The sequence below is a fragment of the Microbacterium sp. Leaf203 genome, assembly GCF_001421275.1.
Lineage (GTDB): Bacteria > Actinomycetota > Actinomycetes > Actinomycetales > Microbacteriaceae > Microbacterium > Microbacterium testaceum_A.
In genome coordinates this window covers 300,416-319,300 of record NZ_LMKF01000031.1, presented here as the reverse complement: position 1 = coordinate 319,300, position 18,885 = coordinate 300,416, and the positions used below count along the sequence as shown (strand labels likewise).

23 protein-coding genes and 2 tRNA genes are annotated in these 18,885 nt (G+C 70.1%); 11 read left to right on the top strand and 14 right to left on the bottom strand.

All coding sequences use genetic code 11. The features are described 5' to 3' along the window. The first annotated feature begins 29 nt into the window (after positions 1-29). Positions 30-1,274 (top strand): mechanosensitive ion channel family protein, encoded by a 1,245-nt coding sequence (locus tag ASE56_RS14250; RefSeq protein WP_056231010.1) that lies wholly within the window; start codon positions 30-32, stop codon positions 1,272-1,274. Next, positions 1,271-1,720 carry a globin gene (locus tag ASE56_RS14245; RefSeq protein WP_056231007.1) on the top strand — a complete coding sequence of 150 codons (450 nt, stop codon included), beginning with the start codon at positions 1,271-1,273 and terminating at the stop codon, positions 1,718-1,720. The genes ASE56_RS14250 and ASE56_RS14245 overlap by 4 nt, the downstream gene beginning before the upstream one ends. Here the strand turns inward: ASE56_RS14245 and ASE56_RS14240 are convergent, their stop codons facing one another. Beyond that, positions 1,721-2,440, bottom strand: a complete 720-nt coding sequence (locus tag ASE56_RS14240; RefSeq protein WP_235557007.1) for a DUF3106 domain-containing protein — start codon at positions 2,438-2,440, stop codon at positions 1,721-1,723. A gap of 276 nt (positions 2,441-2,716) precedes the next feature. Continuing rightward, entirely contained in the window at positions 2,717-3,385 is a 669-nt protein-coding gene (locus ASE56_RS14235; protein ID WP_056230999.1) for a hypothetical protein, read from the bottom strand. A gap of 53 nt (positions 3,386-3,438) precedes the next feature. Between ASE56_RS14235 and ASE56_RS14230 the strand changes: the two genes are divergently transcribed. Beyond that, the gene (locus tag ASE56_RS14230; protein WP_200914203.1) at positions 3,439-4,308 is read left to right on the top strand and encodes an acyl-CoA thioesterase II; all 870 of its coding nucleotides are present in this window, start codon (positions 3,439-3,441) and stop codon (positions 4,306-4,308) included. A gap of 197 nt (positions 4,309-4,505) precedes the next feature. Here the strand turns inward: ASE56_RS14230 and ASE56_RS14225 are convergent, their stop codons facing one another. The 4 genes from ASE56_RS14225 to ASE56_RS14210 all read right to left on the bottom strand — a co-directional run bounded on the left by ASE56_RS14225 (position 4,506) and on the right by ASE56_RS14210 (position 7,902). Further along, positions 4,506-5,051 (bottom strand): thioesterase family protein, encoded by a 546-nt coding sequence (locus ASE56_RS14225; protein ID WP_056230995.1) that lies wholly within the window; start codon positions 5,049-5,051, stop codon positions 4,506-4,508. Next, positions 5,044-6,723, bottom strand: coding sequence for an energy-dependent translational throttle protein EttA (gene ettA, locus ASE56_RS14220; RefSeq protein ID WP_056230991.1), 1,680 nt, complete (start codon positions 6,721-6,723; stop codon positions 5,044-5,046). The genes ASE56_RS14225 and ettA overlap by 8 nt, the downstream gene beginning before the upstream one ends. Before the next feature lie 55 nt (positions 6,724-6,778). Beyond that, a complete protein-coding gene (locus ASE56_RS17330) occupies positions 6,779-7,276 on the bottom strand; it encodes a hypothetical protein (RefSeq protein ID WP_056230988.1) in 498 nt (165 codons plus the stop codon). Positions 7,277-7,371: 95 nt separating this feature from the next. Further along, positions 7,372-7,902: a single-stranded DNA-binding protein gene (locus tag ASE56_RS14210; RefSeq protein ID WP_056230986.1), complete on the bottom strand. Its 531-nt coding sequence runs from the start codon at positions 7,900-7,902 to the stop codon at positions 7,372-7,374. Between the two features lie 206 nt (positions 7,903-8,108). Between ASE56_RS14210 and ASE56_RS14205 the strand changes: the two genes are divergently transcribed. Further along, positions 8,109-8,366 carry a hypothetical protein gene (locus ASE56_RS14205; RefSeq protein WP_056230983.1) on the top strand — a complete coding sequence of 86 codons (258 nt, stop codon included), beginning with the start codon at positions 8,109-8,111 and terminating at the stop codon, positions 8,364-8,366. A gap of 48 nt (positions 8,367-8,414) precedes the next feature. Here ASE56_RS14205 and ASE56_RS14200 read toward each other — a convergent pair whose 3' ends face one another. Continuing rightward, positions 8,415-9,833 (bottom strand): PLP-dependent aminotransferase family protein, encoded by a 1,419-nt coding sequence (locus ASE56_RS14200; RefSeq protein ID WP_056230981.1) that lies wholly within the window; start codon positions 9,831-9,833, stop codon positions 8,415-8,417. Positions 9,834-9,894: 61 nt separating this feature from the next. Between ASE56_RS14200 and ASE56_RS14195 the strand changes: the two genes are divergently transcribed. Further along, a complete protein-coding gene (locus ASE56_RS14195) occupies positions 9,895-10,503 on the top strand; it encodes a YitT family protein (RefSeq protein WP_056230978.1) in 609 nt (202 codons plus the stop codon). Between the two features lie 47 nt (positions 10,504-10,550). Here ASE56_RS14195 and ASE56_RS14190 read toward each other — a convergent pair whose 3' ends face one another. Beyond that, complete coding sequence (locus tag ASE56_RS14190; RefSeq protein WP_056230976.1) at positions 10,551-10,760, bottom strand: hypothetical protein; 210 nt, start codon at positions 10,758-10,760, stop codon at positions 10,551-10,553. Between the two features lie 101 nt (positions 10,761-10,861). Between ASE56_RS14190 and ASE56_RS14185 the strand changes: the two genes are divergently transcribed. The 6 genes from ASE56_RS14185 to ASE56_RS14160 all read left to right on the top strand — a co-directional run bounded on the left by ASE56_RS14185 (position 10,862) and on the right by ASE56_RS14160 (position 13,015). Continuing rightward, a tRNA-Arg gene (locus tag ASE56_RS14185) sits at positions 10,862-10,937 on the top strand. A 35-nt stretch (positions 10,938-10,972) separates the two neighbouring features. Beyond that, on the top strand, positions 10,973-11,599 hold the full coding sequence (orn, locus tag ASE56_RS14180) for an oligoribonuclease (protein ID WP_056230973.1): 627 nt from the start codon (positions 10,973-10,975) through the stop codon (positions 11,597-11,599). 36 nt (positions 11,600-11,635) lie between these two features. Next, positions 11,636-11,711: transfer RNA gene (locus ASE56_RS14175), tRNA-His, on the top strand. A gap of 178 nt (positions 11,712-11,889) precedes the next feature. Then, the gene (locus tag ASE56_RS14170; protein ID WP_056232320.1) at positions 11,890-12,231 is read left to right on the top strand and encodes a metallopeptidase family protein; all 342 of its coding nucleotides are present in this window, start codon (positions 11,890-11,892) and stop codon (positions 12,229-12,231) included. After that, positions 12,231-12,536: an ATP-dependent Clp protease adapter ClpS gene (gene clpS / locus ASE56_RS14165; RefSeq protein ID WP_143017876.1), complete on the top strand. Its 306-nt coding sequence runs from the start codon at positions 12,231-12,233 to the stop codon at positions 12,534-12,536. Before ASE56_RS14170 ends, clpS begins: the two co-directional genes overlap by 1 nt. Next, the gene (locus ASE56_RS14160; protein WP_056230969.1) at positions 12,533-13,015 is read left to right on the top strand and encodes a DUF2017 family protein; all 483 of its coding nucleotides are present in this window, start codon (positions 12,533-12,535) and stop codon (positions 13,013-13,015) included. Before clpS ends, ASE56_RS14160 begins: the two co-directional genes overlap by 4 nt. A 19-nt stretch (positions 13,016-13,034) precedes the next feature. On the opposite strand, the gene ASE56_RS14155 is transcribed toward ASE56_RS14160, so the two are convergent. From ASE56_RS14155 to gatC, 6 genes are all read right to left on the bottom strand, one after another. Next, a complete protein-coding gene (locus tag ASE56_RS14155) occupies positions 13,035-13,628 on the bottom strand; it encodes an aminobenzoate synthetase (protein WP_056230967.1) in 594 nt (197 codons plus the stop codon). Next, on the bottom strand, positions 13,603-13,923 hold the full coding sequence (locus ASE56_RS14150) for a hypothetical protein (RefSeq protein ID WP_056230965.1): 321 nt from the start codon (positions 13,921-13,923) through the stop codon (positions 13,603-13,605). The genes ASE56_RS14155 and ASE56_RS14150 overlap by 26 nt, the downstream gene beginning before the upstream one ends. Positions 13,924-13,986: 63 nt before the next feature. Continuing rightward, a complete protein-coding gene (locus ASE56_RS14145) occupies positions 13,987-15,243 on the bottom strand; it encodes a DNA polymerase IV (protein WP_056230962.1) in 1,257 nt (418 codons plus the stop codon). Positions 15,244-15,436: 193 nt separating this feature from the next. Beyond that, positions 15,437-16,954: an Asp-tRNA(Asn)/Glu-tRNA(Gln) amidotransferase subunit GatB gene (gene gatB / locus ASE56_RS14140; protein WP_056230960.1), complete on the bottom strand. Its 1,518-nt coding sequence runs from the start codon at positions 16,952-16,954 to the stop codon at positions 15,437-15,439. Then, positions 16,954-18,474 (bottom strand): Asp-tRNA(Asn)/Glu-tRNA(Gln) amidotransferase subunit GatA, encoded by a 1,521-nt coding sequence (gatA, locus tag ASE56_RS14135; protein WP_056230957.1) that lies wholly within the window; start codon positions 18,472-18,474, stop codon positions 16,954-16,956. Before gatA ends, gatB begins: the two co-directional genes overlap by 1 nt. Before the next feature lie 64 nt (positions 18,475-18,538). Then, positions 18,539-18,838, bottom strand: a complete 300-nt coding sequence (gene gatC / locus ASE56_RS14130; RefSeq protein WP_056230955.1) for an Asp-tRNA(Asn)/Glu-tRNA(Gln) amidotransferase subunit GatC — start codon at positions 18,836-18,838, stop codon at positions 18,539-18,541. Between the last annotated feature and the right edge of the window lie 47 nt (positions 18,839-18,885).

Here is an 18,885-nt window from a genome sequence, read left to right as displayed (position 1 = left end):
CCGAGGCATCCGTCGTTAGGCTGAATCCGATGTCCGTTCTCGCCGAAAATCCCTCGCCCGCCCCGTCACCCTCCATCACGTCGCCGAGCGATCTGGCCAACCCCGACACCTGGGCCTGGATCGGCGATCAGCTGCTCGGCTTCGGCGGTGTGCTGCTGAGAGTGCTCGGGATCATCATCGGGATCGCCGTCGCCGCCTGGATCCTTCGCGTCATCATCCGCCGCGTGGTGGATCGGATCGTCAACGGGGCGAAGAGCAAGGCCCGCGTCGACGACACGCAGGCGCTCGATCGCTCGCCGCTCAGCGCGGTACGGCTGGTGCAGCGCACCCGCACCCTCGGCACGATCCTGCAGAACATCGTCAACGTCATTCTCGTGATCGTCGCGCTCGTGTGGATCGCCAGCATCGTCGCGCCCGACGCGCTCGCCTCGCTCACGCTGCTCACCGCCGCAATCGGTGCAGGCCTCGGCTTCGGCGCCCAGAACATCGTCAAAGACGTGCTCAACGGCATCTTCATCGTCGCCGAAGACCAGATCGGCATCGGCGACGTCGTCGACCTGGGGCTCGCGACCGGCATCGTGGAGTTCGTCAGCGTGCGCATCACCCACGTTCGCGACGTCAACGGCACGCTCTGGTACGTGCGCAACGGTGAGATCACCCGCATCGGCAACATGTCGCAGGGCTGGTCGCGCGTCATCATCGACTTGGCCGTGCCGGTCGATGCCGACATTGACGACGTCGAGAAGGCGATGCTGTCCGCCGCCAAGACGATGGCGAAAGAGACGAAGTGGCGCTCGCGCATCATCGAGCAGCCCGAGATCTGGGGCCTGGAGTCGATCAGTGGCGACGCCCTCGTCATCCGCCTCGTCATGAAGACCCGCTCGAGCGCGAAGGACGACGTGGCCCGCGAGCTGCGCGCGCGCCTGAAGAAGGCCATCGACGCGATGGGCATCGCGCTCCCCCAGCTCAACTCGATCGTGCTGACGGGCGCGGAGGGCGCGCAGAGCGTCCGCGGAGCGCACCCGCCGAAGACCAAAGAGACCCAGGTCGCGGTCGGCGCGAGCCGCCCGATCTGGCGCCCGCGCCGCAGCAAGATGGACTCATCCGAGACCGCTGACGAGCACGCCGGCGAAGCGCCCCCTGCCAAGGTGAAGAAGAAGACCGTTCAGGACGACACCCCCACGGCCATCGTCGACCTGCCCCCGGCTCCCGGCGCCGACGCGCCCAAGCCCACTCCTCCGGCGGTCCGCGCCGACGACAAGGACGAGTCATGACCGAGCCCGTCAGCTTTTACGACCAGGTGGGCGGGATGGAGACGTTCCGTCGGCTGGTCGACGCGTTCTACCGCGGCGTCGCCTCCGACGAGGTGCTGAAGCCGATGTACCCCGAAGAGGACCTCGGCCCGGCCGCCGAACGCCTCACCCTGTTCCTCGCGCAGTACTGGGGCGGCCCGACGACCTACGGCGAGACGCGCGGACACCCGCGACTGCGCATGCGCCACATGCCGTTCCACGTCGACCCCGACGCCCGCGACCGCTGGCTGCGGCACATGCGCGCCGCCGTCGACGAGATCGCCCTGCCGCCCGCGTTCGAAGAGCCCCTGTGGGACTACCTCGAGCGGGCGGCCTACGCGATGGTCAACACGTTCGAGTCGCGCGGGATCGGCCCGCGCCAGGACGGGCGCCCCGATACGGGCCTGCCCGTCCGCGCGAACGACTGATCACCGACCGAGGAAGTCCCCGAACCCGGGGATGTCGAGGTTCGACAGTCCCTCGCCGAAACCGCTGATCTGCTCCCCGGCGCCCGACACGGCATCCTGAGCTCCTCCGGCCCACTCGCCGAGACCGGTGCCCTCGGCGAGGGAGACGAGATCGACCCCGGATGCCATCGCCTCGAGGTCGACGCCCTCTGCGAGCCCCGCGAAGTCGACGCCCATCTGCCCGGCCTGCGCGAGCAGGGGCACCGCAACGGCGCTGACGACGGCTCCCCCGGCGACCGCCGCGAGGAGGCCCCCGGCGCCCACGACGCCGGCACCGATCAGACCGCCGCGCCCGGCCTTGGCGAGCAGCCCGGACATGCGTCCGGGACGCGCCGCCTCGGCACGCGCAGCCGTGCGCGCGAGGTCGTCCGCGGTGTCCGTGCGCGGGCGCTCGTCAGGGGCCAGATCGGCATCCATCCGCTCCTTCACGTGCGCGCGCTGCGCCGGTGTGAGGCGGGCGAACGCTTCGCGGTGCATCTGCTCGACCCTGTCGGGGTCGGCCGTGCGCAGGAGGTAGTCGTAGCGGGCGATGGCGGCACGGTCGGCGTCCGGCAGAGCGGACGAGGGACGGGATGCCGCGGGCGGCGCGTACCGCCCGTTCGACGCGGGGCCGCGGGTTGCGGCGGGCGGGGTGCTCGCTCCGCGATCGCCGGTCACGGCGTCGGCCGCGGAGCGCACCATGTCGCGCCAGTCTTTTCCTCCGGAGGCACCCGGGGGGCGCGACGAGGATGCGGCTTTTCCGGCGGCCTTGGAGGCGAGATCGAACAGACGGGAGAACGAGACCATGGAAGGACCTCTCGACGGGCGGCACGCGGCCGCGGCGTCAAGGTCTCCTCCGCCCTTTCGGACCGACGTACCCGGAATCCAATCGTGGACTCGTGATGACGGATACGTCGCGTCGGGAGTACTCCCCTTGCGTGCACTCAGCGTATGGAGGCCACCTGTGCGCTTGCTGGATCAGCTCCCCGTGGCGCGCACCGCGGTGAGACCCGAACGCACCGGGCCGCGCACCAGCACGTGGCCGCGCGCGAGACTCATGCGCGTCCAGGCACCGCTGCGGCGCACGGGCGCCTGCTCGGACCCGGCGATGAAGCCCAGAGCGAAGGCCGCGAATGCCGTGCCCAGGGGAAGTCCCCCCAGTGCCTCATCGGGCTGACCCCACACCTGTGCCCGCACGAGGCGCACGATGTCCTCGCCGGCGTCGGCGGGAAGGGCGTCGGCGACGGCCGCGACCCCGTACTGCGCTCGCGATGCGAGTACGGCCGAGTCGATGGCATCCGTCTGCTCCCATCCTCCGCGCGGGGGCGAGATGCCCGCCCAGGCCGGCGAGGTCGCGGTCTCGGGCAGCACGACCGCGGACGCGTCGTCGGGGGCGGGGAGCAGGGCGGACGCCTCGACCACCAGGTCGCACTCGAGCTCGGGGTCGATCGCCGAGACGCGCAGGCCCAGAACGGTCGGCGTGGCATCGAGCAGTCCGCGGGGGGCGAGAGGGGCCGCCGTGGCGACCAGCACTCCCCCGTCGGCTCGCAGTCGCACGGTGCCGTCACCGAGACGGATCGTTCGGGCGGCGAAGGTGAGCAGGTCGGCTGCCGCCTGCGGGTCGGGGAACAACAGGCGCGCGGACACCCGCCCTAAACTATCAAGCGGTGCGGGTTCGCCGTACCGGAACGGGAGTCAGTGTGTCCGAGGCCATCGATCCCGTGGCGTCGCTGCTGAGCGTGCTCGACCTCCGCGATGCCGGAGCGCGCACGACCGAAGACATCTTCACGGGGGTGTCGCAGGCCATGCCCACCGGGCGCGTGTACGGCGGTCAGGTGCTCGCACAGACCATCGTCGCAGCGTCTCGGACCCTCCCGGCTGAGCGCACCGTCCACTCGATGCACGGATACTTCCTGCGCCCGGGTGATCCCTCCGACGGCATCACCTTCTCCGTCGACCGCATTCACGACGGCCGCTCGTTCTCGACCCGACGGACCCAGGCGTTCCAGTCCGGCGTCCCGATCTTCTCGATGATCGCCTCGTTTCAGGACGAAGACCCGGGTCTCGAGCACTTCGAGCCGATGCCGGAGGGGATTCCCCAGCCCGAGGACGCCCCCTCGCTCGAGGTCGAGACCCTGCACCCGATCAGCCGCAGGATCCTCTCCGAGAGCCCTGTCGACGTCCGCCACGTGACCTCGCCGCTGTACGCCTCGGTCGAGGGCCCGCACGTGCCCCGGCAGGCGGTCTGGATGAAGCTGCGTCGCCCCGTCGGCGACGATCCCGCCGTCCACCGCGCCGCCCTCGCCTACCTCAGCGACCTCACGATCCAGGAGTCGATCATGCGTGCGCACGGCGTCGCGTGGAACGCCCCGGGGCTGAAGGTCGCAAGCCTCGACCACGCGATGTGGTGGCACCGCCCGGGACGCGTCGACGAGTGGCTGCTGTACGTGCAGGAGTCCCCGAACGCCCGCGGGGGCCGAGGACTCGCCACCGGACGCATCTACACGCGCGACGGCGCGCTCGTGGCCAGCGTCGCGCAAGAGGTCATGGTGCGCGTCCCACGCGGATGATCCCGGATGCCGACACCCGGCGACCCTCGCCGGGCGAGGTCGCGCGGGTCGGCGGCGGCGTGCGCGGGCCGGGTTCCGCAGGGCGCTGACGAGAGTCGGCTCCCGGCGGGAGGGAACCTCCCGGGCCCGCGAGTGACGTCACCGGGCTCCGGCGTCTTACGACGGACGCGGAATACGCGGGGTCCCGTGGAGCGGGCTCACCCGCGCGAACGGCCCCGGCGGTACTCGATCGGGTCGCCGATGTACGGCGCCCAGGCGGTGCGTTCCGCTTCGGTCCAGCGGATGGGTCGACCACTGGCGGTGTCGACGAGGACCGTGACGGCCGTGGCGCGGGCGTAGAGCACGGGCTCGGCGTCACCGACGGGGCTGTAGACCTCGAAGCAGATGTCGGCGCTCGACCCGCCCATCGCGCCGATCCACATGCGCACGTCGAGGGGGCGTTGACTGTAGGGCACCGGGCGCAGGTACTCGATCTCTTGACGGGCGATGAGCGTGGCGCGATCGCCGCCGCTCTCGAGCACGTCCATGTCGAACACCGCCGTCGGGAGCGGTTCTCCCTCGCCGTCGCTGTGCCAGAACGCGCGCAACCGCGCCTCTTCGAGCAGCTTCAACATCGAGGTGTTGTTGACGTGCCCGAGGGCGTCGAGGTCGCCCCAGCGGAGGTGGATGGGCACGTGCACCCGCGAGGGTCCGGCGACCGCCGGACCCTCGTCGGGGGTGTGCTCCGCGCGGCTGTCAGTCACGCGTGAGCTTGCGGTACGTCGAGCGCGAGGGGTTGGCCGCGTCGGCACCGAGGCGCTCGATCTTGTTCGCCTCGTAGGCCTCGAAGTTGCCCTCGAACCAGTGCCACTGGTCGGGGTGCTCTTCGGTGCCTTCGTAGGCGAGGATGTGCGTCGCGATGCGGTCGAGGAACCACCGGTCGTGCGTGATGACCACGGCGCAACCGGGGAACTCGAGCAGCGCGTTCTCGAGCGAGCTCAGGGTCTCGACGTCGAGGTCGTTGGTCGGCTCGTCGAGGAGGAGCAGGTTGCCGCCCTCCTTCAGGGTGAGGGCGAGGTTGAGGCGGTTGCGCTCACCGCCGGAGAGAACGCCCGCCTTCTTCTGCTGGTCGGGGCCCTTGAACCCGAACTTCGACACGTAGGCACGCGAGGGGATCTCGGTCTTGCCGACGGTGATGATGTCGAGTCCGTCGGACACGACCTCCCACAGCGTCTTCTCGGGGTCGATGTTGGAGCGCGACTGGTCGACGTAGCTGATCTTGACGGTCTCGCCGATCTTCAGCGTGCCGCCGTCGAGGGGCTCGAGGCCGACGATCGTCTTGAACAGCGTGGTCTTTCCGACACCGTTCGGACCGATCACGCCGACGATGCCGTTCGGCGGCAGGTTGAAGCTGAGGTTGCTGATCAGCGAGCGGTCGCCGAAGCTCTTCTCGAGCTTCTTGGCGTCGATGACGATGCTGCCCAGGCGCGGGCCCGCGGGGATCTGGATCTCGTCGAAGTCCAACTTGCGCGTGCGCTCGGCCTCGGCTGCCATCTCTTCGTAGCGGGCGAGACGCGCCTTCGACTTGACCTGGCGGCCCTTGGCGTTGGAGCGGACCCACTCGAGCTCCTCCTTGAGGCGCTTGGCGAGCTTGGCGTCCTTCTTGCCCTGGACGTCGAGGCGCTGCCCCTTCTTCTCGAGGTAGGTCGAGTAGTTGCCCTCGTAGGGGTAGAGGTGGCCGCGGTCGACCTCGGCGATCCACTCCGCGACGTTGTCGAGGAAGTACCGGTCGTGGGTGATCGCGATGACCGCGCCCTTGTACGCCTTGAGGTGCTGCTCGAGCCAGAGCACGCTCTCGGCGTCGAGGTGGTTGGTGGGCTCGTCGAGGAGCAGCAGGTCGGGCTTCTGCAGGAGGAGCTTGGCGAGGGCGACGCGACGACGCTCACCACCGGAGAGCGGAACCACCGAGGCGTCGGCCGGCGGGGTGCGCAGCGCGTCCATCGCCTGCTCGAGCTGCGAGTCGAGGTCCCAGCCGTCGGCGGCGTCGATCTCTTCTTGCAGCGTTCCCATCTCGGCCAGCAGGGCGTCGAAGTCCGCATCGGGGTCGGCCATGAGGGCCGAGATCTCGTTGAAGCGGTCGAGCTTGGGCTTGATCGCCACGCCATCCTGGATGTTCTCGAGGACGGTCTTGCTGTCGTCGAGCTCGGGCTCCTGCATGAGGATGCCGACGGTGAAGCCGGGGCTCAGTCGGGCCTCGCCGTTGGAGGGGTTGTCGAGCCCCGCCATGATCTTCAGGATCGTCGACTTACCCGCACCGTTCGGCCCGACCATGCCGATCTTGGCACCGGGGAGGAACGACATGGTGACGTCGTCGAGGATCAGCTTGTCGCCCACAGCTTTGCGAGCGCGGACCATGGAGTAGATGTATTCCGCCATAACCCGTCCAGTCTAGGGGCGATGCGCCATCTCGCCGACGTGAGACGGCCTCGGGTCACCAGTCGATGGCGCGCGTCTGCCCGATCAGGCACCCGCCGGACGACAGGCCGGGCAGCACCGCGGTGACGGGGTTGCCGATCGAGGGGCCGACCTGACCCACCAGGCACTGATCGCCGATGCGGACGGAGAACTCGATGCTCTCGGCGGGGTTGTCGACCGTGGTCCGGTCGGGCGTCACCTGCATCGCGGCCTTGTCGAAGCCCGCGGCCACGAGAGCGTCGATGTAGGCGCGACCGGCCACCTGGTCGGGGCCCGACCAGACCCCCGAGACGACCTGGGTGAAGAACGGCAGGTTCTGCGCGGCGGTCCCCCCGGGTACGAGCGCGGGAGCGGCCGGCGTTGTCGGCGTGGACGTGGACGACGGTGAGGCCGACACCGACGGCGTGGCGGAATCGACGGGGCCGGGAGCGGGCGACTCGCCGGTGCACCCGGCGAGGCCCAGCACCGCGACGATGGTCAGGGCGGCGAGGGGACGACCGAGGAGGCGGGACACGCGTCCGAGTCTACGGACCCCTCCGCCCCACCCCGCTCCGGACGACGCGATCGCCCGCGCCGCGACCGTCCCCCGCGCCGCCGTGGAACCCCGACTCAGAACGGACCGGCCTCGTCCGCGTCCGGCGACGATCCCCCGCTGCCCCCGGCGCTCGCGCCGACCATCTCGACATCACCGGCGAGCCCCTCCGACGCCCCGGGGATCGCCCATTGCTCGTCCGCCTCCTGCCCCGCCGCCTCTGAGGCCGCGACGCTCGGGGCGCCCGACGACCGCGCCGCCTTCTCGAACCGCGTGGTGCCCCACCGCAGGTCGTGGCCGATGGCGTCGGCGACGACGTCGGCGCTCACCCCGCGTTTGACGTCGTTCTCCCACTCGCGCAGCCGCAGACGGCCGGTCAGGACGACCCGCTGCCCCTTCCGCAGGGAGTGCAGCGCGTGAGCCCCGAGGTCTCCGAACGCCGAGACGTTGTAGTAGTTCGTGTGCCCGTCCACCCACTCCCCGCGCTCGCGATCGAGTCTGCGCTCGCCGACGGCGATCCGGAAGGCCGCGATCGGCCCGCCTCCGCGCGTGGCGCGTTGCTCCAGCTCGCCGACGATGTTGCCCACCAGGGTGATGTGATCGCTCATATCCGTTGTTCCTCTCGACGTGGTGTGCGCTCCGGCATCCGTGTGCCCGACGGATGCCGGAGCCACGCTCAGAATGACCGGATCGACGCGTACGCCGCGGGTCGATCCGGCCGTTCCGTGGATGGTTCGGACGATCAGGCGCCTGGGGAGGACGGACCCCGGGGACGACCGGCGTCGATGTCGGAGGTTGGTTCTACCGTCATCCCATGAGCACCGCACTGTGGAACGACCTCGCTCCGGCACCGCGTCCGGCCGGGTGGGGAGCGGCGACGCACGTCGCCGCGGGCCTGTGGCGCATCGCCGATCCGCGCGGCATCGTGGTCGGTCATATCCGTGCGATCTCCGCCGACGGGGGGTGGCGTTACGCCGCCGAGCGGTTCCACTCCGCCTCCGGCAGCTTCCGTCGCCTCGGCGAGTTCTGGTCGTCCGCCGACGCCGTCGAGTGTTTGCGGTACCTCCGGTAGAACCGTGCGGCGCTCGGCATCCGGTCTCCCGGTGCGGTCGGGCTGTGCTCAGACGACGGTGGTGAAGTCCGTTCGAGAAGGGATCGCGCTTCCGCCGCGCACGTCGTCCCACGCTGAGCGCAGAATGCCGACCGCCCGCCGCAGCGTCGACGGCGACGCGGTGAACGGCACGCGCAGACGACGGTCGTGGCCGCCCTCCACGGCGAATCGCGATCCGGCGGAGAGGGCGAGCCCTCGTGCCCGCGCCGACATCACCAACGGCGTGCTCAGCGGCTCGCCGATCCCCACCCAGAGCGACACACCGCCGTGCACCTCGGGCACGTCCCACTCCGGAAACAGTCGCCTCAGCTCCTCGACCAGGCTGTCGCGACCCGCACGCAGCAGGGTGCCGCGCTGCGCGGCGATCTCGTCGAGTCGCGGGATGAGGCGCGCCGCGATGGCCTGCTCGAGCTCGGGAGTCCCCAGATCGTGCACGGGTCGACCGCTGGCTAGGCGCCGCACGATGTCGGGCGCTGCGCGCACCCACCCGACGCGCAGTCCACCCCACACCGTCTTGCCGAGGGAGCCGACGCGGATCACGCGCTCATCCTCGGGAAATGCCGCCGACTGCGATCGCCGATCGATGTCGAGCTGTGCGGTGGTCTCATCGAGGACCAGGAGAGTCCCGACCGAGCGCGCGCCCACGACGAAGGCATCCGTCTCGTCCGCGGTCATGGTGCGTCCCGTCGGGTTGTGGAAGTCGGGCATCAGGTACGCCAGCGAGGGCAGCGCCCTCGCGAACGTCTGCTCCGCGCGCTCGAGGTCCCATCCGTGGGTGGAGTCGACCGGCACGCCCACCAGGCGTGCCCCGACCCGACGGAACGCATCCGCCGCGTGAGGGTAGGTGGGGGTTTCGATCATGACCCGGTCGGCGCGGTGCAGGAGCACCGAGGCGATCAGGTGGATCGCACTCTGCGCCCCCGTCGTCACGAGGATCTGGTCGGCGGAGGTGGCGAGACCTCTCGCGCGGTAGTGCTCGGCGATCGCGGTACGCAGGCCCACATCGCCGACGACGTCGTATCCGATCCGCGCGACGAGTGCCGGAGCGTCCTGGATGACCTCCGCCATGATCCCCGGAAGCCCGGGCCAGGCCGCGGGGCTCGCCTGCTGCAGATCGATCGTCTCGGCGTCCGGTTCGTGCCGGCCCGGGTCGGTCCGACGCAGGGGCAGGGTGACGCTCCCGCTCCCGCGCAGGCTCTCGATGTGTCCGGTGTCGCGCAGGCTCTGGTAGGCGGCGGCGACGGTGGTGCGACTCACTCCCAGAATCGCCGCCAGCTCACGCTCGGCGGGGAGGGCCGTGGCCGGAGCGAGGCGATTGTCCAAGCAGAGAAGGCGGACGCCGTCGGCGAGTGCCTCATAGGCGGGGCCGTTTCCCCGCCAGCCACCAAGAGAAGCAGCGAGGGTACGGGCCGATACGCGCGAGTCCATGCGGCCACCGTAGTCGAATTGGCATCGTGCCCCAAAGCCAATCCCGTGATTGGATCACCACATGTCTTCTCGGATCCTGCGCCTCTTCTTCGGACTCGTGCTCTACGGCTTCGGCTGCGCCGTCACCGTCGCGGCCGGCCTGGGAGTCGACCCGTGGACGGTCTTCGCGCAGGGCCTCTCGCGAGTGACGGGGATCGGCATCGGCTGGATCACGAACATCGTCGGCCTCGGCGTGCTGCTGCTCTGGATCCCCCTGCGTCAGAAGCCGGGGGTGGGAACCGTGGCGAACATCCTGCTCGTCGGCACGAGCCTCCAGCTCTCGCTCGGGCTGCTCCCCCACCCCGACACCTTCTGGCTGCAAGCCCTCATGCTCGTCGCCGGCGTGGTGCTGGTGGCCGTGGCGTCCGGGCTCTACATCGGAGCACACTTCGGTCCCGGCCCGCGCGACGGCCTCATGACCGGAATGCACGCGCGCTTCGGCTGGCCGATCTGGGCGTGCCGCCTCGGCGTCGAGGGGTCGGTGCTCGTCCTCGGGTGGCTGCTCGGCGGCACCGTCGGCATCGGGACCGTCGTCTTCGCGCTCGGGATCGGGCCGTTGGTCCACCTCGCCCTGCCACTGCTGGCCACTCCGAAGCCCGCGGCGCCCGCGCGGACGATGGCATCCGCCTGAGTCACCGCGGTGGGGCGGCTCCCGCGCACCGGGAGCCGCCCCACCGTTCAGTGCTCGCGGAACTCGGGCCGCTCGCTGCCGGGCTTGAGGTGCGAGTGCACGGCGTTCTTCGCGATTTCCATGGAGGGGTACACGCCCAGGGGCTCGTCCTTGCCGGCCATGTGAACGCGGTAGCCGTCGCTGTCTTTCTGGATCTTCCCGACGACGCCGTTCGGACCGTAGGCCACCCAGATGCGTCGCGTCGCAGTCTCGGACATGAGTGCTCCTTTGCTCTCTTTCGCCGGAATGTACAGCCGCCGCGGCAGATGTGCCAGGGGCTGGCGCGGCGGGAACGCCTCGGGCGATATCCTGAGATCGACCCCCAGTAGCTCAGTGGATAGAGCAGCGGCCTTCTAATCCGCCGGTCACACGTTCGAATCGTGTCTGGGGGACCAGAGCCGGTATCGGCACCCCTCACTAGGATGTGGGGATGGTAAACGCCTCCGAGAACGACCGGCTCGTCTGGATCGACTGCGAGATGACCGGGCTCGACCTGGCCGTCGACGAGCTCGTCGAGATCGCCGTCGTCATCACCGATTTCGAGCTCAACGTGCTCGACCCCGGTTTCCAGATCGTGATCAAGCCCGACGCCTCGGCCCTCGCCAACATGGGCGAGTTCGTCACCGAGATGCACCGCTCCTCGGGTCTGCTCGACGAGATCCCGAACGGGGTGAGCCTTGCGGATGCCGAGTTCCAGACCCTCGAATACATCCAGCGGTTCGCGCCCGTCGAGGGCAAGGCTCCTCTCGCCGGCAACACGATCGGCACCGACCGCATGTTCCTGGCGAAGTACATGCCGCGCGTCGACCGCTGGCTCCACTACCGCAACGTCGACGTGTCGAGCATCAAGGAGCTCTCGCGTCGCTGGTATCCACGCGCCTACTTCCAGGCCCCGGCGAAGAACGGCGGACACCGCGCGCTCGCCGACATCCGCGAATCGATCCGCGAGCTCGCCTACTACCGCGCCGCGGTGTTCGTGCCCCAGCCGGGCCCGACGAGCGACGAGGCGAAGGCCGTCTCGGCCTCGGCCGTGTCGTCGTTCACGCTGGACGTATGACATAATCGTTCAGTTGTCTGCTGCGGCAGACACATGGTGGCTATAGCTCAGTCGGTAGAGCACCGCGTTGTGGTCGCGGGGGTCGCGGGTTCAAGTCCCGTTAGCCACCCCAACGAAGAAGGCCCGGTCGAGCATCGCTCGCCGGGCCTTCGTCATTCGCGACCGGCGCTCCCCCGCGCCGTAGAATCGACACGGAACGTCGGCGTGATCTGTCGGCATCCGATGGACGGCTCGAGACCCCCGGGAGGCCCGCCGTGAACGACCGCGTCGACGCGCGCCCGGCCCTCGAGATGGATGCGTCTGCGTTCGAAGAACTGGTCGTCGACGAGCTGGATCAGCTCCCCGACGACATGGTGGACGGTCTCGACAACATCGTCTTCGTCGTCGAGGACCGCCCCGAGGACGGGTCCCTGGATCTCCTCGGGCTGTACGACGGCTGGGCGTTGACGGAACGAGAGCGCTACGGCGTCGGCGAGCTCCCCGATCGCATCATCGTGTACCGGGAGCCGCACCTCGCCGCCTGCCACGACGAGACCGAACTGCGTGACGAGATCCACACGACGCTCGTCCACGAGATCGCTCACTTCTACGGCATCGACGACGAACGCCTCCACGAGCTGGGGTGGGCGTGATGGCGGGCGTGGCGAGTCCCGACCTCGATCTCGACGTCGACCTCGAGACCGATCTGACGGCGGCTCCGCCGGCGTCGTGGCAGACCGTGGTGTGGAACGACCCCGTGAACCTCATGAGCTACGTCACCCACATCTTCCGCACCTACTTCGGCTACGACGCCGCGACCGCGAACCGGCTGATGCTCGCCGTGCACCACGACGGCCACGCCGTGGTGGCCCGAGGGCCACGCGAAGTCATGGAAGCCCACGTGCAGGCGATGCACGACTTCGGCCTCTGGGCCACCGTCAGGAAGGATCCCGCGTGAGCGAGCGCGTCGTCGTGCTCGAGATCAGCGGGCTCGAGGCCCTGCATCTGGCCGGCATCGTGGGACAGTTCCGCGATCTGCTGGCGGACCCCCGCGCGGGCGAGGACCCCGCGGTGGAACGCCTGCTTCCGGATGCCTACCCCGACGACGCAGCTGCCAGTCGGGAGTTCCGGCGTCTGACCGGCGGGGACCTCCTCGAGCGTCGATCGCAGGACGTCGCCACGGTTCTGCACACCCTCGGCCTGGACGGCGCAGACCTCGACCCCGAGAGCGATCCCGACGCGACGATCGCCGTCGCCCTCGGCGAAACCGAGGCCCTGGCGTGGATGCGCACGCTCTCGGCGCTGCGACTGGTCATGGCGACCCGTCTCGGCATCCAGAACGACGACGATCACGATCCCGAAGACCCGCGCTACGGCGTGTACGACTGGATCGGCTATCGCCTCGACGGTCTCGTCGCAACTCTCGATCGCGCGTGAGCGGCGTCGTCGACGTACCTTACGGGACGGAGACGACCAGATCGGCCAGCCGTTCCGGATGGTGCGCCTCGAGATGCCGGTCCTCCTGCGCGGCCCAGCGGTCCCAATGCGGACGGTAGGTGTCGCCGTCGCGGTCGAGGGCGCGCGCCTTGCGGGACGCCAACGGAGCCTCGACCCACACCGACACGTCGGCGAGTCGCGCGACCTCAGGGGTGAGAAGTCCCGATCCTTCGACCACCAGCGGCAGCGAGGGGTCGACGGCGTATGCCTCGGCTCGCGCGCTCGCTTCCCAGTCCCACCGCTCCCAGACGCCGATCAGCCCCCGCGCGTGCGGTGAGAGGATGACCCGCCGGGCGTAGTCGACGCCGTCGGCGAGGCCGTCCCAGCCGGGGTAGACGTCGTCGAGGGCGACGAGTTGCACGCATCCGTGGCCCGGCCATGCCGCGACCAGGCGTCGAGCGAAGGAGCTCTTCCCCGCGCCACTACGCCCGTCGAGGGCGACGACGGGGTTCGCGGCGCCGACCGCGACGACGCGCGCCGACACCGCGGCAACAGCCGCAGTGAGGGCGTCGGCGACCGGGTCCGCGTTACTTCTTGAGGGCGCGGATGACACGGCTGAGGGCGCGACCGGCCACCCACACGAACGGGATGCCGACGGCGAGCAACGCGACGAGGTTCGGGTCGAACCGCAGATCGTCACCACGGCGGATGTAGGCGCCGAGGGGCAGCGTGTAGCCACCGCCCCCGCCGCCACCGTTGCCCTGCTCGTCGGAGCCGCCGCCGTACCCGGCCCAGGTGAGGGCGACGGGGATCATCTTGACGCCGTTCACGTCCTGCTGCTCCCCGTAGGCGGAGGTGACGCCGAAGCTGGTGGCCTGCTTGCCGAGTTCCAAAGCGATGTTGGGCATGGCTCCACCGTAGCGGCCCGGCCTCGGACCATCGAGGGGCGTTGCGCGACCGGGACCGGCGTGTCAGTGGTCGTACGACGGCCGTGGGTTCGTGGGCAGGGCTCCCCCACCGCGCGACGGCCCGAGCAGCGATCCACGGGTGACGGCCCCTCGGCCGAAGCGAGTGGTGGCGTCGTCGAGCGCTCCCTCGACGCGGCGCCATTCGGCGTCGTCATCCCACAGGGTGGCCGCGATCGCCGCCGGCTTGAGCTTCTCGCCCCGCACGCCGACCAGGCGAACGGCCTGGCGTCGATCGATCCCGTCGAACAGCTCGATGGCCGCGTCGCCGATGCGCTGGCCGACCGAGGTCGGTTCGGGCAGCGTGCGCGAACGGCTGAGCGTGGTGAAGTCGGAGAAGCGCACCTTGATCGAGATCGTCGACGCCTCGTACCGCTGCGCGCGCAGGCGCGCTCCCACGCGATCGGCGAGGCGGCGGAGCTCGACGTGCAGCGTGCGGGTGTCGGAGATGTCGGTGTGGAACGTCTCTTCATGACCGACGCTCTTCTCGGAGCGCCCCGTGTGCACCTCGCGGGCGTCGATGCCGCGCGACAGATGCCAGATGCGCTCGCCCATCGCGGGACCGAGCACCCGCTCGAGCGCAGGCCGCGGGGTGTCGAGGATGTCGGAGATGAGCCGGATGCCGCGAGACTCGAGCGCCTCGGCGGCCTTGGGACCCACTCCCCACAGCGCGCGAACCGAACGCGGGCGAAGGAACGCCTCGGTGTCGGCCTCGGCCACCACGAGCAGCCCGTCGGGCTTGGAGATCGTGGAGGCCATCTTCGCGACGTGCTTGGTCGCGGCGACCCCGATGCTGCAGGTCAGCCCGGTCTCGGCCTTCACCCGGGCCCTCAGGTCGCGGGCGATCGTGCCGGGACTCCCCCACAGCCGCCGCGCACCGCGGACGTCGAGGAACGCCTCGTCGATCGAGAGGGGTTCGACCAGCGGGGTGACGTCATGGAAGATCGCCATAACCTGTCGCGACATCTCGGTGTAGCGGTGGTACGGCGGGTTGACGACGATCGCGGTCGGGCACATCCGCAGGGCGATCGCGACCGGCATCGCCGACTTCACGCCGTAGCGGCGGGCCTCGTACGAAGCGCTCGAGACGACGCCGCGCCCCTCGGACCCGCCGATGATGAGCGGCTTGCCCGCGAGAGAGGGATCGTCGAGCACGGCCACCGAGGCGAAGAAGGCGTCCATGTCGACGTGCAGGATGCCCGTGCCCGTGTCATCGGCGTCGGGGCGCGAGACGATGCGCCCCGTTCCGTCACCTCGTCCCATGGCATCCATTCTCCCCCGGACCTCCGACATCGGTCCTCGGCGCCCGCGCGAGGTCAGCGATCCGCGCATCCTCGACCGTCGTCTCGCGAATCTCGCGTCAACCGCCGAGGCTGTGCACACGTCCCGGGCCGGGAACGACGGATGCCACGGCCGCACCCCTCGCGGGGCGCGGTGCCGTGGCATCCGGTGTCGATTACAGAGCGGCGGCGCGCTCCAGCACGAGTTCGCGCACGCGCGCGGCGTCGGCCTGGCCCTTCATCGCCTTCATGACCGCGCCGATGACGGCGCCGGCGGCCTGCACCTTGCCGTCGCGGATCTTGGCGAGCACGTCGGGCTGGGCGAGGAGGGCCTCGTCGATCGCGGCGATGAGCGCCCCGTCGTCCGAGACCACGGCGAGACCGCGGGCGTCGACGACCTCTTGCGGGGTGCCCTCTCCGGCGATGACGCCCTCGAGCACCTGGCGCGCGAGCTTGTCGGTGAGGGTGCCGGCGTCGATCAGCTTCTGCAGAGCGGCGACGTTCTCGGGAGAGACGAGGTCGGCCGCGTCGCGCTCCTGCGCGTTCGCGACGCGGGTGATCTCACCCGTCCACCACTTACGGGCCGAGGCGGGAGCGGCTCCCGCGGCGATCGTGTCGGCCACCGCGTCGAGCAGGCCGCCGTTGGCGACGTCCTGGAACTCGAGATCGGTGAAGCCCCACTCGCCCTTGAGCCGACGACGACGGGCCGCGGGCGGCTCGGGGAGCGCGGCGCGCAGCTCCTCGATCAGCTCGGGCGCGGGCACCACCGGCAGCAGGTCGGGCTCGGGGAAGTAACGGTAGTCGTCGGCATCCGACTTCGGGCGCCCCGGAGACGTGCGACCGGTGTCCTCGTGCCAGTGACGGGTCTCTTGCGTGATGGTCCCGCCCTTGGCGAGGATCGCGGCCTGACGCTGGATCTCGTAGCGCACCGCACGCTCGACCGAACGCATCGAGTTGACGTTCTTGGTCTCGGTGCGGGTGCCGAGCTTCTCCTGGCCGCGCGGGCGCAGCGAGACGTTGGCGTCGCAGCGGAGGTTTCCGCGCTCGAGCTTGGCCTCCGAGATTCCGAGGCCGCGCACGATGTCGCGGATCGTCGCGACGTAGGCCTTCGCCAGTGCAGGCGCCGAGTGCTCGGCACCGAAGATCGGCTTCGTGACGATCTCGACGAGCGGGACGCCGGCGCGGTTGTAGTCGACCAGCGAGTACTCCGCACCCTGGATGCGACCGGTCGCCCCGCCCATGTGGGTGAGCTTGCCGGCGTCTTCTTCCATGTGCGCGCGCTCGATCGGCACGGTCACGATGGTGCCGTCCTCGAGCTCGACCTCGACCGAGCCCTCGAAGGCGATCGGCTCGTCGTACTGCGAGATCTGGTAGTTCTTGCCGAGGTCGGGGTAGAAGTAGTTCTTCCGCGCGAAACGGCTGGACGGGGCGATCGAGCAACCGAGGGCGAGGCCCAGGCTGATCGACGACCGGATGGCCTCGGCGTTCACCACCGGCAGAGCGCCCGGAAGGCCCATGTCGACCGGGGCGACGAGCGTGTTCGGCTCGGCACCGTGGTGGGCCTCGTTGGCGGGGTTGGGCGCGGCCGAGAACATCTTGGTCGCGGTGTTGAGCTCGACGTGCACCTCGAAACCGAGGACGGGCTCGAACATCTCGAGCGCCTCGTCGAAGTCCATCAGGGCATCTTTCGCCATCAGAGCGACGCTCCGTTCGTGAGAGAGGGGGCCTTGTCGAGCAGCGGGGCACCCCACTGGTCGACGAGCAGCGCTTCGAGGGCCGCACCGACACGGTAGAGGCGGGCGTCCTCGCGAGCGGGGGCGAGGAATTGGATGCCGACGGGCAGGCCGTCCTCTGCGGCGAGACCGCTCGGCACCGAGATGCCGGGCACGCCCGCGAGGTTCGCGGGGATCGTGGTGACGTCGTTGAGATACATCTGCAGCGGGTCGTCGATCTTCTCGCCGAGGCGGAAGGCCGTGGTCGGCGCGGACGGCGTCGCAATGACGTCGACCTGCGAGAACGCGGCGTCGAAATCGTGCTGGATGAGCGTGCGGACCTTCTGCGCGCTGCCGTAGTAGGCGTCGTAGTATCCGGCCGAGAGGGCGTAGGTGCCGAGGATGATGCGGCGCTTGACCTCGGGGCCGAAGCCCGCGTCGCGCGTGGCGGCCATGACGTTCTCGACGGTGGCGGCGCCCTGCGGGTTCACGCGCATGCCGAAGCGCACCGAGTCGAACTTCGCAAGGTTGCTCGAGGCCTCGGCGGGGAGGATCAGGTAGTACGCGGCGACGCCGTACTCGAAGTGCGGGGCGCTGATCTCGACGATCTCGGCGCCCTGCGCCTCCATGGCCGCCAGCGACGCGCGGAACGAGTCCGACACGCCCTTCTGGAAGCCGCGGTCGTCGAGCTCGCGGATGACGCCGATCTTGAGGCCCTTCAGGACCTCGCCGGTTGCACCCTCGCGAGCCGCGGCAGCGAAGGAGGGCCACGCGTCGGACAGCGAGGTCGAGTCGTTCGCGTCGTGTCCGCCGATGACGTCGTGGAGCAAACCCGCGTCGAGCACGGTGCGGGTGACCGGGCCGACCTGATCGAGGCTGGATGCCAGGGCGATCGCGCCGTAACGGCTCACTCCACCGTAGGTGGGCTTGACGCCGACCGTGCCGGTGACGTGCGCGGGCTGACGAATCGAGCCGCCCGTGTCGGAGCCGAGGGCCAGCGGCGCCTCAAAGGCCGCGACGGCCGCAGCCGACCCGCCTCCCGAGCCGCCGGGGATGCGGTCGAGGTCCCACGGGTTGCGGGTGGGGCCGTACGCCGAGAACTCGGTGGAGGAGCCCATCGCGAACTCGTCCATGTTGGTCTTGCCGAGCGGCACCAGGCCCGCGGCGCGCGAGCGCGCGACGACCGTGGCGTCGTAGGGCGACATGTAGCCCTCGAGGATCTTCGATCCGCTCGTGGAGGGCATGTCGGTGGTGACGAGCACGTCCTTGACCGCGAGCGGAACGCCGGCGAGTTCGTGCAGCTGCTCGCCCGCCGCGCGGCGGCGGTCGATGTCGGCCGCGACCTCGAGGGCGTGGTCGCTCACGTGCAGGAACGCGTGCACGTCGCCGTCGACGGCCGCGATGCGGTCGAGGTGGGCCTGCGTGGCCTCGACGCTCGACACCTCTTTGCTCGAGAGCGCGGAGGCCAGGTCGGCGGCGGTGAGGCGGGTCAGATCGGTCATCGTCCCTGCTCCTTCGTCGCGTCGGAGGTGGAGACTCCCCGGAAATCGGTCGGCACGGTGCGCATCACTGCTCTTCTCCCAGGATCGCGGTCACGCGGAATCGGCCGTCGGCCTGGTCGGGCGCGTTCTGCAGCACCTGCTCGCGCGTGAGCTGCTGCTGCACGACGTCGGGGCGGAAGACGTTCTCGAGCGGGATCGGGTGGCTCGTGGCGACGACCTCGGGGGTCGCCACCTCGGACACCTTCGCGATGTTGTCGACGATGGCATCCAGCTGGCCGGTGAGGCTTTGGACCTCCTCGTCGCTCAACTGGATCCGGGCGAGCACACCGAGATGGCGCACGAGATCAGGAGTGATTTCAGACACCCCGCAAGTCTAGTTCGCGCGCGGTCCTGTCCCCGCCGAGCACCACC